The following is a 13,639-nucleotide window of genomic DNA, read 5'->3' as shown; positions in this document are numbered from 1 at the left end:
ATGAACCGCCAGCAGGAGTACGTCCTCCGCACCATCGAGGAGAGGGACATCCGGTTCGTCCGGCTCTGGTTCACCGACCTCATGGGCACCCTGAAGTCGGTGGCGGTGGCGCCGGCCGAGCTGGAGCAGGCCTTCACCGAGGGCATCGGCATCGACGGCAGCGTCATCGAGGGCTTCACCCGCGTCTACGAGGCCGACATGATCGTCCAGCCGGACGCCGACACCTTCCAGGTGCTGCCCTGGCGCGACCGCACCGCTCGCATGTTCTGCGACATCAACATGCCGGACGGCACCCCGGCGGCGACCGACTCGCGCCAGATCCTGCGCCGGACCCTGGACACGGCGGGCGAGCAGGGGTTCACCTTCTACACCCACCCCGAGATCGAGTTCTACCTCTTCAAGGAGCCCTACGACCGCACCCTCGGGCCGGCGCCGGTGGACCAGGCGGGCTACTTCGACCACGTCGCGCGCGGCGACGGCCACGACTTCCGCCGCGGCGCCATCGAGATGCTCGAGCAGATGGGGATCTCGGTGGAGTTCAGCCACCACGAGGGCGGGCCGGGGCAGCAGGAGATCGACCTGCGCTACGCCGACGCCCTGTCGATGGCGGACAACATCATGACCTTCCGGACCGTGGTGCGGGAGGTGGCGCTGCAGGAGAAAGCGTTCGCGACCTTCATGCCCAAGCCGCTCGCCGAGCACCCCGGCTCGGGCATGCACACGCACGTCTCGCTCTTCGAGGGGGACAGCAACGCCTTCTACGAGCCGGGTGCCGACTACGAGCTGTCCCAGACCGGTCGGCGGTTCATGGCGGGGGTCCTGGCGCACAGCCGGGAGATCTGCGCCGTCACCAACCAGTGGGTCAACTCCTACAAGCGGCTGTGGGGCGGCGGGGAGGCCCCGGCCCACGTCTGCTGGGGTCACAACAACCGCTCAGCCCTGGCCCGCGTCCCGATGTACTCCGTCGGCCGCGGACACTCCCGGCGGGTCGAGGTGCGCTCGATCGACGCGGCGTGCAACCCCTACCTCACCTACGCGCTCGTCCTCGCCTCCGGCCTGCGCGGGATCAAGGAGGGCTACGACCTCCCCCCGGAGGCCGAGGACGACGTCTGGGTGCTCACCGACGCCGAGCGGCGGGCCATGGGGATCGACCCGCTGCCGCAGAGCCTGGGCGAGGCGGTCGCCGTGATGGAGAACTCCGAGCTCGCCGCCGAGGTGCTGGGCGAGCAGGTCTTCGACTTCTACCTGCGCAACAAGTGGCAGGAGTGGGGCGACTACCGGTCCCAGGTCACGCAGTTCGAGCTGGACCGCTACCTGCTCCACCTGTGACCGGAGGGTATGCCGTGCCACCACCGGACAGCACCCGCCCGGACGGAGCCGGTCCGGGACGACCCCGCACCGGCGGGCGACCCGAGGGGGAGCGGCTCGGGGCGGCCCGGCTCGCCCGGGGCGGCTTCCAGGACAGCCGACGGGCCGGCCAGCTGCTGGAGGAGGTCCTCGGCCGGCTCGGCGAGGCCGGGGCCGAGCCGGAGCCGGACGTGCCGGGGCTGGTCGCCGACCTGGGGGCGAGCGCCGACCCCGACGCGGCCCTGCTGCTGCTGGTGCGGCTGCTCGACCCGCGCTCGACCGGGGCCGACGGGCGGCGCTGCGACGAGGTCGCGCTGCCGGTGGTGCGGGCGGGCGGGCCGCCCCGTCGACGGTTGCTGTCGCTCCTGGGCGGGTCGGTCGCGCTGGGTGAGACCCTGCTGCGGCACCCCGAGCACGTGCACGACGTCGCGCAGGATCTCTCCCCGGAGCCGTGGAGCATCGTCGAGGCGGTGCGCGGGGAGCAGGGACGCGCCGGGATGGACGCCCTGCGGGTCGCCTACCGGCGCCAGCTGCTGCGGGTCGCGACCGCCGACCTCACCTCCGCGGACCCCGTCGCCCTCATGCCGGCGGTCGGCGGTGCCCTGGCCGACCTCGCCTCGGCGGCGCTGGAGGGTGCGTTGCTGCTGGCCCGGGCCGAGGTCGAGGACGAGCAGACCTGCGCCCTGACCGTCGTCGCCATGGGCAAGACCGGTGGCCGCGAGCTCAACTACATCTCCGACGTGGACGTCATCTTCCTGGCCGCGCCGCGCGCCGGGGCGCAGGAGTCCGCGGCCCTCGCGGTGGGGGGCCGGCTGGCCACCGCGGTGATGCGCATCTGCGGGGAGTCCACCGCCGAGGGCACCCTCTGGCAGGTGGACGCGGCCCTGCGGCCCGAGGGCAAGAACGGCCCGCTGGTGCGCTCCCTGGACTCCCACCGGGAGTACTACCAGCGCTGGGCCAAGACCTGGGAGTTCCAGGCCCTGCTCAAGGCCCGGGTCGTGGCCGGCGACGGCGACCTCGGCCGCCGCTGGCTCGAGATCGTCGAGCCCATGGTGTGGGACGCGGCCGGCCGGGAGAACTTCGTCGACGAGGTGCAGTCGATGCGCCGCCGCGTCGAGCAGCACGTCCGCCGCGACGAGGTGGACCGGCAGATCAAGCTCGGGCCGGGCGGGCTGCGGGACATCGAGTTCTCGGTGCAGCTGCTGCAGCTCGTGCACGGCCGGGCCGACCCCGCCCTGCGCTCGCGGACCACGCTGGAGGCGCTGGCCGCCCTCCGCGACGGGGGCTACGTGGGGCGGGAGGACGCGCAGGCGCTGGACGAGGCGTACCGGCTGCTGCGCTGCCTGGAGCACCGCGTGCAGCTGCACCGGATGCGGCGCACCCACCTCATGCCGACCACGGAGACCGACCTGCGGCGGCTGGGGCGTGCCCTGGGGGAGCGGGGCGACGCCGACCGGGCGGTCCTGCAGCGCTGGAAGGGGGTGCGGCGCGAGGTCCGACGACTGCACGAGCGCCTCTTCTACCGGCCGCTGCTGTCCGCCGTCGCCCGGCTGTCCTCGGACGAGGCGCGGCTGTCGCCCGAGGCGGCCCGCGCCCGGCTGGCGGCGCTGGGCTTCCGCGACCCGGCCGGCGCGATGCGCCACCTGGAGGCCCTGACCGAGGGGGTGAGCCGGCGCGCGACGATCCAGCGCCACCTGCTCCCGGTCATGCTGTCGTGGTTCGCCGACGGGGCCGACCCGGACGCCGGGCTGCTGGCCTTCCGGCGGCTCAGCGACGCGCTCGGCACCACGCACTGGTATCTCGGGATGCTGCGCGACGAGGGCAGCGCGGCGCAGCGGCTCGCCCGGGTGCTCTCCTCCAGCCGGTATGCCGTCGACCTCCTCATCCGCAGCCCGGAGACGGTGGCCCTGCTGGGTGACGAGGCGGAGCTCGTGGCGCCCGACAAGGACGCCCTCGTCGCCAGGATGACGGCGGCGGCGACCCGGCAGGAGAGCGCCGGGGAGGCCTTCGCCTCGGTCCGCTCGGTGCGGGCCAGGGAGCTGGTGCGCATCGTGCTGGGCGACCTCGCGGCCGGGTGGGAGGGCCCGCAGGTGCGACAGGCCCTCAGCGACCTCACCGACGCCTACCTCGAGGGGGCGCTCGGGGTCGCGACCCGACGGGTGCTGGCCCGTCGTGGGGAGGAGGCCGCCGCGGTCCTGCTGCTCGTCGGGATGGGGCGTCTGGGAGGGCGCGAGGTCGGCTACGCCAGCGACGCCGACGTCATGTTCGTCTACGACCCGCTCCCCGAGGCCCCGCCGGACCTCGCGGCCGAGCAGGCGACCGAGATCGTCACCGAGCTGCGCAAGGGGCTCACCGGGCCGGGTCCCGACCCGGTCCTCGAGCTGGACGCCGGCCTGCGTCCCGAGGGCAAGGCCGGTCCGCTCGTGCGCAGCCTGGAGGGGTACCGCAGCTACTACGAGCGATGGTCGGCCGGCTGGGAGTCCCAGGCCCTCCTGCGGGCACGGCCCGTGGCCGGGGACCCCGGGCTGGCCGAGGCCTTCGCCGAGATGGTCCGTCCGCTGCGGTGGCCCGACGGAGGCATCGACGACGCGGCCGTCCGGGAGATCCGCAAGCTCAAGGCGCGGATGGAGGCCGAGCGGCTGCCCCGGGGCGCCGACCCGCGCACCCACCTCAAGCTGGGCATGGGCGGGCTGTCGGACGTGGAGTGGGTGGCCCAGCTGCTCCAGCTGCAGCACGCGCACGACCACCCCGGGCTGCGGACGACGAGCACCGTCGACGCCCTCGGTGCCGCCGGGGAGGCCGGGCTGCTGTCCGACCAGGACCGGGAGCCGCTGGTCCGGGCGTGGTGCGTCGCCTCGCAGCTGCGGGACGCCGGCATCGTGTGGCGGGGGCGCCCGGTCGACAGCGTGCCCAGCCACCTGCGGGACGCGGAGGGGATGGCGAGGGTCATGCGCCGCGGCCCGGGCAGCGGCGCGTCCCTCGCGCAGGACTGGCGGCGGACCGCCCGGCACGCCCGCGAGGTGGTCGAGCGCCTGCTCTACGGCAACAACCCCCCGCGCGCCGGCGCCGAGGGGGAGTCCCCGGAAAGGGTCGGCGGTGCACCGCCCCGGACCCGGGCGGACGCGCCGTCCCGGGACCGGCGCACCGACGGCTTCGGCCGACCACGCATCGCCTCACCGCCGCGCGACGCCGGCCGCTTCCCGCCGCCGCGCCGGGATCCGTTCAACCGCTCGTCGCGAGGTGGCCGTGGCGGGGACGGCGCGCCGCCCCCCGGTCCGTAGGATGTGCGGCGTGAGCCGACCCGACGACCCGACGACGTCCGGACGCTCCCAGGGGCTCGTCCTGGCGTCCGGCCCCCGGCACGAGGTCGAGGCCTGGGTGGGGGCCGGCATCGTCCCGGTCACCGTGGTCCCGCTGCAGGGATGGGTCGCCGTCGTCACCCGGGGACCCTCCCGCGCCGGGGCGCCCTACGAGGACGGGGGCCTGCTCAGCGCCTGCCGGGCGCTGTCCGCGAAGGCCGCGCCCGGCCTGGGTTTCTTCGAGGTGGACGGGAGGGCGTTGATGACCCTGCACCAGCCGGGTCGGCGCCGTCGGGTCCGCTGGGTCGTGTGGGAGCCGGAGAAGGGCCTGCTGCGGCCTCCCGGTCTGGAGCTGGCCGGGCCGGCCGAGATCGTCGCCCTGGCGGGTGCGGCCCCGGCCGTGCGGGACGAGCTCGTGGACCTGCTGCACGAGACCCGGGTGCGGCCGGCCCGCATGCTGCAGGCGGTCATGGCCACCCTGGGGCTGCCCGGGACCCGCCTGGTGGAGGACCCCGCCCACGCGGACGCGCTCCCGGGGGCGGTCCGCAGCGAGCCCGACCCGCAGCAGGTCGAGTGGTTCCAGGACGCCGTCCGCGACTCGGTCCGCCTGCGCCGGGAGCTGGGCGTCCTGTCGTGACGAGCGAGCTGACCCTCCTGCCCGCGGTGGACGTCGCGGCCGGTCGGGCGGCCCAGGTCCCCGGTGACGCCGGGGCGCGACCGCTGGACGTCGCCCGGTCGCTCGTGCAGGACGGTGCCGGGCTCCTCCACCTCGTGGACCTCGACCGCGCCTTCGGTCGGGGCGGGGACCCCGGCCTCATGGAGCGCCTGGTCGAGCAGCTGCCGGTCCCGGTCCAGCTCTCCGGCGGCATCGCCGGGTCGGAGGACCTCACCTGGGCGGCGGGCACCGGGGCCTTCCGCGTGGTCCTCGCCAGCTCGGCCCTGGCCGACCCGGACCTCGTCGAGGAGGCCGCGCAGCTCCTGGGAGGGCGGCTGGTCGTCGCGGTGGACGTCCGCGACGGCGAGGTCGTCGCCCGGGGCACGTCGCTGCGGCTGGGTCCCGTCGCCGAGGTCGTGGCGCGGCACCCGGTGCTGCGGGACGGCAGAGCACGGGTGCTGGTGGCGGACGCGTCCCGGGACGGCCGGCGGACGGGGGCCGACGTGGCTCTCTTCAGCTCGGTCGCCGGGCTCGTCGGCTCGGCGGTGACCGCCTCCGGCGGAGTCGCCGCGCTGGCCGACCTGCAGGCCCTGCGCGACTGCCCCGACGTGGACGAGGTGGTGCTGGGTGCGGCGCTGCACGAGGGGGCGTTCACGCTGGGCCAGGCCCTGGAGGTATACCGGTGACCGACCGCTTCTCGCAGCACCGCCCGCAGGACGGCGCCGACACCGGTGGCGTGCCCTGGGCAGGTCGCACCCTGACCGGCACCGGCTTCGACGGCGACACCGGTGAGGCCGACGCGGTCCTGGCCGGGTTGCTCGGTGCCGAGGACCGTGACCCGGCGGACGTCGTCGACGCGGTCGCGCGGGCGAGGCTGGTCGTGCCGATCGTCGCGGTGGCCGCGGAGGTCGACGACAGCTCCGGCACACCGGTGGACGCGCGCAGCGACATGGCCTCGGTCACCCTGGTCGCCCCGGACGGGCAGCGTGCGCTGCCGGCCTTCACGAGCACGCACGCGCTCGCCGCGTGGGACCCCGCGGCCCGTCCCGTGCCGGTGACGGCGCAGCGGGCGGCCCGGGCCGCGCTGCAGGAGGGCTGCGAGGTGGTCACCCTGGACCTCCCGCCCAGCCCCGGACCGGCCGCCTGGACGCTGTCCGGGAGCATGGTGCGCGCGCTCGCCGCCGGGAGGGGCTGGGCACCGGCCCACCGCGACGAGCACGTCGTGGCGGCCGTGGCGGAGGTGGTGGCGCGGGAGGAGGCCGTGGGTGGCCACGACCTCGGGGGAGAGGCAGGTGAGCTGGTCGTGGCGCTCTCCCTGCGGCCGGGTCTCACCCGTGCGGAGCTGGAGGGCGTCGTGGGTCGGATCAGCAGGGGGATCGCGCTGGACACCGGGGCACGGGAGCGCATCGACGCGGTGGCCTTCCGGCTGGGCACGGCCTGAGACGCACGGCCGCCGGCCGCCCTCTCCCGCGACGGCGCGCCCCCATCACGCGGGAGCGCCCCACCGGCCGCGTGCAGCGGCGGTGGGGCGCTCCCGCGTCCGGGTCGCCCGGCGGTGTCCGAGGACGCCTGCCCGAGCGGTGGCCCGGCCTCAGCGGTGGCTGCCGACCAGGTCCTCCCGGGACTCGCCCAGGGACTCGACCTGCGGCGTGCCGCCGTCGCTCTCCCTGACCTCGGCCTCGGTGGCGATCTGCTCGATCCGCTCACCCACGCCCTGGTGGATGTTCCGCCAGTACTCGTAGACCCGCTCGCGGATCATCGGGTCGCAGGCGCCCATCATGCCGCCGACCGTCTGGGCGAGCCGCTCGCGCTGGGCGTCGTCGTAGACCTCGCCCACGAGCAGCGCGGCCTGCCCGGTGTCGCTGTCGTCCTGGCGCAGGTCGTAGGCCTGGCGGACCAGCTCGCCGTCGGCCTCCCAGCCGTTCTCCACCGGGCCGGTCCGGTCCGACCACGGGCGCCCGTAGGAGTTCGTGACGTAGGTGGGCTGGCTCCCCGAGTGCAGGTAGGCCATCGGCCCGTCGAACTGGTAGGCGTTGACCTGCACCTTGGGCTGGTTCACCGGCAGGTGGGTGAAGTTGGCGCCGATGCGGTGCCGCTGGGCGTCCGGGTAGGAGAACACCCGGGCGAGCAGCATCTTGTCGGGGGAGACGCCCGTACCGACCACCTGGTTGGACGGCGAGAACGCCACCTGCTCGATCTGGGCGAACCAGTTCTCCGGGTTGCGGTTCAGCGTCATCCGGCCCACCTTGACAAGCGGGTAGTCCGCGTGCGGCCACACCTTGGTCAGGTCGAACGGGTTGTAGCGGTACGTCTTCGCCTCGTCGTAGGGCATGACCTGCACGAAGAGGGTCCAGCTGGGGTGGTCGCCGCGGTCGATCGCCTCGAAGAGGTCGCGCCGGTGGTAGTCGGCGTCGGAGCCGGCGAGCCGGTCCGCCTCCTCGTTGCTGATGTTGTGGACACCCTGGTCGCTGTGCCAGTGGTACTTCACCCAGAAGCGCTCACCCTGCTCGTTGACCCACATGTAGGTGTGCGAGGAGTAGCCGTTCATCTCGCGCCACGTCCGCGGCAGCCCACGGTCGCCCATGACGTAGCTCACCTGGTGCGAGGACTCGGGGTTGGCGGTCCAGAAGTCCCACTGCATGTTGGGGTCGCGCAGCCCGCTGTCCGGGGTGCGGCGCTGGGACCGGATGAAGTTCGGGAACTTCAGCGGGTCGCGGACGAAGAAGACGGGGGTGTTGTTGCCGACGATGTCCAGGTTGCCCTCGTCGGTGTAGAGCCGCACCGAGAAGCCGCGCACGTCGCGCCAGGTGTCGGGCGAGCCCTGCTCACCGGCGACGGTGGAGAACCGGGAGATCACCTCGCTGCTGGCGCCCTGCTGGAAGATGCCGGCCTTGGTGTAGGCGGAGACGTCCTCCGTGGTCTCGAACGTGCCGAAGGCGCCGGAGCCCTTGGCGTGCGGCAGCCGCTCCGGGACCTTCTCGCGGTCGAAGTGCGCCAGCGCCTCGACGAGGCTGACGTCGTGCAGCATGAGCGGCCCGTCGGGCCCGACCGAGAGGCTGTTGCGGTCGGAGTCGTGCGGGGCGCCGTTGGACGTCGTGCCGCCGGTGGGCTCGGGGCCCTGGCCGGAGTGCTCGGCGTTGACATATCCGGGGTAGGTCATACCTGCTCCTTGGGATGGGTGGATGGGACATCGGTGGTCTGGCTGGTGGCGCGGTCGCGGCACCCGGGGCACACGCCCCAGTAGATGACCTCGGCCTGGTCGACCTCGAACCCGAGGGCGCTCGCGCCCGCCGGGTCGAGGCAGGGAGCCGCGCCGACGCCGCAGGGCACGTCGACGAGCACGTCGCAGGTGCGGCACACGACGTGGTGGTGGTTGTCCCCCAGGTCCAGCTCGTAGCGCGCGACGGCGTGCGCCGGCTGGATCCGGCGGACCAGGCGGGCGGAGGTGAGGACGCGCAGCACGTCGTAGACCCCCTGGACGGAGACGCCGCGGTGCTGCGCCCGGGTGAGCCGCACCACGTCCGCCGCCTCCAGGTGCGCGTGCCGCTGCAGCGTGCCCAGGACCGCCAGCCGGGGCGTCGTCACCCGCAGACCGGCGTCCCGGAGGACGTCGGCGGAGGGGGGCGTGGTCGGCATACCCCCACCCGATCACGAAAACTTGAACGACTCAAGTTGGGTGGACGTCCGCGCCGTCCCCGGTCAGCGGGGCGCAAAGGTTCGGTATGGACATGGTCAACTTCGTTGCCTCACGCGAAACGGCCTCCCTAGTGTCGAGGGGGAGCCGGGGGAGTTCCTCCTCCGCCGCCGAGGGTGGATGTGGGGAAGGGTGGTAGGCCGCGGAGCGCGGCCCTGACTGGACTGCTGGACGACGGCGGCAGACCTGCCGCGTCGACGACGTACCGCTCAAGGAAGTAGGGCACGTAGATGCATGCAGAATCCCGACGGCGCTGGTGGGCCACCCTGGCCACCGGCGCCCTGCTCGTCCCGGGCGCGGCCACGCTCCCGGCGTCCGCCGAGCCGCTGTCGGCCGGCCCGGAGGAGAAGATCGAGGCAGCGGTCGACACCGCGCTGGAGAGCCAGGGGCGCTCGGACGTGTGGGTCCGCTTCGCCGACCGGCCCGACCTGCAGCAGTTCGCCTCGATCACCGACTGGGACAAGCGAGGCCAGGCGGTCGCGGATGCGTTGCAGGCATCCGCGGCCGACAGCCAGGCCGACCTGCGGCAGGAGCTGGACGAGGCGGGGGTGGAGTACCGCAGCTTCTGGGCGACCAACTCGATCCGGGTCGACGCCGCCGACCTCGACCTCGTGACGTCGATGGCGTCCGAGCAGGGCGTCGAGGGCATCTACGCCCCGATGGAGATCGAGCTGCCGCCCCTCAAGGTGGAGGAGCCGCAGATGGCGCCGGCCGCCGTCGAGTGGGGGGTCGACGACGTCAACGCTCCCGAGGTGTGGAACGACCTCGGCATCCGGGGCGAGGGCGTCGTCGTCGCCACCATCGACTCGGGTGCGCAGTACGACCACCCGGCCCTGGTGAACTCCTACCGCGGCAACAACGGCGACGGCACCTTCGACCACGACTACAACTGGTTCGACGCCGCCGGCACCTCGCCGGACGCGCCGGCGGACCTCAACGGGCACGGCACCCACGTCACCGGCACCATGGTCGGGGACGACGGCGGCGACAACCAGGTCGGCGTGGCACCCGGGGCGACCTGGATCGCCGCCAACGGCTGCTGCCCCAGCGACGCGGCGCTCATCGCCTCGGGCGAGTGGATGCTGGAGCCGACCGACCTCGAGGGCAACAACCCCGACGTGACCAAGCGCCCCCACATCATCAACAACAGCTGGGGCACGACGGCGCCCTCGAACGCGCCGTTCATGGAGGACATCATCGAGGCGTGGGCGGCCAGCGGGCAGTTCGGCGTCTTCGCCAACGGCAACTCCGGCCCCTCGTGCGAGAGCTCGGGGTCGCCGGGCAGCCGGATCGTGGCATACAGCGTCGGCAACTACAACAGCAGCCACACAATCTCGGGCACCTCGGGTCGTGGGACGGGCCAGGACGGCGAGATCAAGCCCAACATCTCGGCTCCTGGCAGCGCGGTGCGCTCCTCGGTCCCCGGCAACGGGTACGCCGTCTACAGCGGCACCTCGATGGCGAGCCCGCACGTCGCCGGGGCCGTGGCTCTCGCCTGGTCCGGTGCGCCGGCCCTGGTCGGGGACGTCGCCGGCACGCGCGACCTGCTCAACGGTTCGGCGGTGAACACCGAGGACCTCCAGTGCGGCGGCACCGCCGAGGACAACAACGTCTTCGGTGAGGGCCGTCTGGATGCCCTGGAGCTGGTGACCTCGGCGCCGATCGGTGACGCGGGGACGCTGGAGGGCACGGTGACCGACGCCAGCAGCGGCGACCCGCTCGCCGACGCCTCGGTGCTCGTCGAGGGCCCCATCGAGCGCAGCCTGCTCACCGATGAGGCGGGCGACTACTCGGCGACGCTGTCCGCGGGTGACTACGACCTGACGATGAGCAGGTTCGGCTACGCCACCGAGACGGCGAACGCCACCGTCACCGCGGGCGGCACGACGACCGTCGACGCCGCGCTCGAGCCGGTGCCGAGCGGCGTCGTCACTGGGACGGTCACGGACGGGTCCGGCTACGGCTTCCCGCTGTATGCCCGGGTCGCGGCCGAGGGCACGCCGGTGGCGACCTACACCGACCCCGAGACCGGCGAGTTCTCCCTCGACCTGCCGGAGGGCGAGACCTTCGAGCTCACCGTCCAGGTCCAGTACCCCGGTTACCTCACCTCCACGGTGGAGGCGAGCTCGGGCGGCGAGCCGCTGGACGTCTCGGTGCCCGTCGACGCGGACACCTGCACGGCGCCCGGTTACGCCTACGTCGTCGACGGCGTGACGGAGGGCTTCGACGCCACCGCCCTGCCCGAGGGATGGGAGGTCGTGGACCACGCCGGATCCGGTGAGGTCTGGGCCTTCGACGACCCGGGCGCACAGGGCAACCTCACCGGTGGTGAGGGCAACTTCGCCATCGTCGACTCCGACTTCTACGGTTCGGGCGGCGTCCAGGACACCTCCCTGGTGAGCCCTTCCGTGGACATGAGCGAGCTGTCCAACCCGGTGGTCGGGTTCAAGCAGGACTGGCGTGCGCTCGGTGACGACATGGCCGACGTCGAGATGAGCACGGACGGCGGCGAGACCTGGACGACGGTCCTCGCCCAGGACCTGTCGGTCCGCGGGCCTGACGAGCAGGTCGTCTCGCTGCCCGAAGCGGCCGGAGAGGACGACGTGCGGGTGGCCTTCCACTACTACCAGGCGGAGTACGACTGGTGGTGGCAGGTGGACGACGTCTTCCTGGGCAACCGCGCCTGCTCGCCGACCGGCGAGGGCGGCTACGTCGTGGGCAACGTCTACGCCGGAGAGAGCGGCGAGGCGGTCAACGGCGCGACCGTGACCAACCTCGACGTGCCGGAGGAGACTGCGCTCACGCAGGAGACGCCGGCCGACGACAACCTCGACGACGGCTTCTACTGGCTGTTCTCCGGCAACCCGGGCACGCATCCCTTCGAGGCCAGCGCCCGTGGATACTCCTCGCAGACGCAGGACGTCACGGTGCTGGGCGCGGACGCGGTGCGCGCCGACTTCACCCTCGGCTCTGGCTTCGTCACGGTGGACACCGACAGCATCGAGGTCTACCAGCCCCTCGGGTCGGAACGACGGCACCGCCTCACCTTCGACAACACCGGTACGGGCGCGGCGGAGGTCACGCTGAGCGAGCAGGCCGGAGAGTTCGAGATCCTCAGGGTCGACGGCTCGACCGACACCATGGGCCTGGCGGCCACCGAGGATGAGGGGGGTGAGGTCGTCCGGCTGGACGTCGACACCTCCCTGGCCGCAGGCGCGTCGGGCATGGGTTCCCAGGGAGCGAAGGACCCGATGCGGGTCGCCGCAGATCCCTGGACGCCTCTGGGCAACTACCCGCGGGTGGCCATGGACAACCGCGTCGTCAACCTCGACGGCACGTGGTACACCCTCGGTGGCACGACCGGGTCCGAGGCCTTCGCGGACGTCAACCGCTACGACCCGGCGGCCATGGCGTGGACCGCCGTTGCCCCGTTGCCGGAGGCGGCCTCGGCCGTCACCGCAGGCTCGGCCGAGGGGCAGATCGTGGTCTCTGGCGGATGGGTCGGCGCAGGGGTGTCCACGGACACCCATCTGTACGACCCCGCCGCCGACTCCTGGTCCTCCGGGGCGGAGGCGCCTGCCGCGGTCTCCGCTGCAGGCACCGCCGTCATGGACGGGACGGTCTACTCCGTCGGTGGGTGCACGACGAGCTCGTGCACACCGATGACGTCGGCGGTCATGGCCTACGACGTGGCGGCCGACAGCTGGACCGAGCTGGCCGACTACCCGGTCGCGGTGGCCTTCGCCTCCTGCGGCGCGGTGGACGGTCAGGTCGTCTGCACGGGGGGCAACCCCGGAGCTGGTGGGATCGCGGACAGCTACGCCTACGACCCGGACGCCGACACCTGGACCGAGCTGCCGGACGCGCCGTCCGACGTCTGGGCCGCCCAGTCGGCAGCCGCCAACGGCCACCTCGTGGTCAACGGCGGGGTCCAGGGCGGGGCGGTGACCAACGCCAGCTTCGCCTTCGACGGCGCGAGCGGGACGTGGGTCGAGATGCCGGCCAGCAGCGCCGCCGTCTACCGCGGAGGTGCCGCCTGCGGCATCGCCAAGGTCGGCGGGTCCAGCGGTGGCTTCACCCCGGTCGACGTCGCCGAGCAGCTGCCCGGCTTCGACGACTGCGGTGCGGCGGCTGCCGACGTCGACTGGCTCACGGTGGACCCGATGGAGTTCACCCTCGAGCCGGGCGAGCGGCTGCGGGTCACCGTCACCACCGATGCGGACGTCGCCCAGCCGGGCACCTACACGGCCGGGATCGGCATCCGTACCGACACCCCGCAGCGCTTCGACCCGATCGACGTGACGATGCATGTGACCCCTCCGCGCACCTGGGGCAAGATGCAGGGCACCGTCGAGGGCATCGAGTGCGACACCTCACGGGTCGGCCTCGGAGGTGCTGTCGTGGATCTCACCCCCACCAAGGGTGACGACCCGGGCTACAGCCTCATCACCGAGGGCGACGGGTCGTACGCCTACTGGGTGATCACCGGCCGGTACCAGACGATCGTCGCCAAGGACGGGTACCGTCCGACGGTCGACGACGTGCGGGTGCCGCGGGGCCGGATCGTGACGGAGGACTTCGCCCTCCGCAAGATCGGGTGCTGAGCAGGGGCTGACCGCGAGGTCAGCAGCCCTTCCGCCAGGC

Annotated in this window: 8 protein-coding genes; 6 read left to right on the top strand and 2 right to left on the bottom strand. The window is 73.4% G+C overall.

All coding sequences use genetic code 11. The annotated features are described in order from the left end of the window. From FHD63_RS08595 to FHD63_RS08580, 5 genes are read left to right on the top strand one after another with little or no spacing between them, the layout of a single operon-like run. Positions 1-1,329, top strand: coding sequence for a glutamine synthetase family protein (locus tag FHD63_RS08595; RefSeq protein WP_139721709.1), 1,329 nt, complete (start codon positions 1-3; stop codon positions 1,327-1,329). A gap of 14 nt (positions 1,330-1,343) precedes the next feature. After that, the gene (locus FHD63_RS08590) at positions 1,344-4,628 is read left to right on the top strand and encodes a bifunctional [glutamine synthetase] adenylyltransferase/[glutamine synthetase]-adenylyl-L-tyrosine phosphorylase (protein WP_139721708.1); all 3,285 of its coding nucleotides are present in this window, start codon (positions 1,344-1,346) and stop codon (positions 4,626-4,628) included. A 10-nt stretch (positions 4,629-4,638) separates the two neighbouring features. Next, complete coding sequence (locus FHD63_RS15970) at positions 4,639-5,283, top strand: hypothetical protein (RefSeq protein WP_158296741.1); 645 nt, start codon at positions 4,639-4,641, stop codon at positions 5,281-5,283. Further along, on the top strand, positions 5,280-5,987 hold the full coding sequence (locus tag FHD63_RS15965) for a 1-(5-phosphoribosyl)-5-[(5-phosphoribosylamino)methylideneamino]imidazole-4-carboxamide isomerase (RefSeq protein ID WP_158296740.1): 708 nt from the start codon (positions 5,280-5,282) through the stop codon (positions 5,985-5,987). Before FHD63_RS15970 ends, FHD63_RS15965 begins: the two co-directional genes overlap by 4 nt. Beyond that, a complete protein-coding gene (locus FHD63_RS08580) occupies positions 5,984-6,742 on the top strand; it encodes an SseB family protein (protein WP_139721706.1) in 759 nt (252 codons plus the stop codon). Before FHD63_RS15965 ends, FHD63_RS08580 begins: the two co-directional genes overlap by 4 nt. Before the next feature lie 150 nt (positions 6,743-6,892). On the opposite strand, the gene FHD63_RS08575 is transcribed toward FHD63_RS08580, so the two are convergent. Next, on the bottom strand, positions 6,893-8,461 hold the full coding sequence (locus FHD63_RS08575) for a catalase (protein WP_139721705.1): 1,569 nt from the start codon (positions 8,459-8,461) through the stop codon (positions 6,893-6,895). Then, the gene (locus FHD63_RS08570; RefSeq protein ID WP_139721704.1) at positions 8,458-8,937 is read right to left on the bottom strand and encodes a Fur family transcriptional regulator; all 480 of its coding nucleotides are present in this window, start codon (positions 8,935-8,937) and stop codon (positions 8,458-8,460) included. The genes FHD63_RS08575 and FHD63_RS08570 overlap by 4 nt, the downstream gene beginning before the upstream one ends. Positions 8,938-9,225: 288 nt before the next feature. Here FHD63_RS08570 and FHD63_RS08565 point away from each other — a divergent pair, with 288 nt between their 5' ends. Continuing rightward, entirely contained in the window at positions 9,226-13,599 is a 4,374-nt protein-coding gene (locus FHD63_RS08565) for a S8 family serine peptidase (RefSeq protein ID WP_139721703.1), read from the top strand. Positions 13,600-13,639: the final 40 nt, after the last annotated feature.

Source organism: Serinicoccus chungangensis, assembly GCF_006337125.1.
Lineage (GTDB): Bacteria > Actinomycetota > Actinomycetes > Actinomycetales > Dermatophilaceae > Ornithinicoccus > Ornithinicoccus chungangensis.
This window is presented reverse-complemented; position numbering and strand designations above follow the sequence as displayed.

Coding starts and splice junctions, on each gene's coding strand:
- FHD63_RS08575 (WP_139721705.1), bottom strand. CDS start 8,461: ATGACCTACCCCGGATATGTCAACGCCGAGCACTCCGGCCAGGGCCCC.
- FHD63_RS08570 (WP_139721704.1), bottom strand. CDS start 8,937: ATGCCGACCACGCCCCCCTCCGCCGACGTCCTCCGGGACGCCGGTCTG.
- FHD63_RS08565 (WP_139721703.1), top strand. CDS start 9,226: ATGCATGCAGAATCCCGACGGCGCTGGTGGGCCACCCTGGCCACCGGC.
- FHD63_RS08595 (WP_139721709.1), top strand. CDS start 1: ATGAACCGCCAGCAGGAGTACGTCCTCCGCACCATCGAGGAGAGGGAC.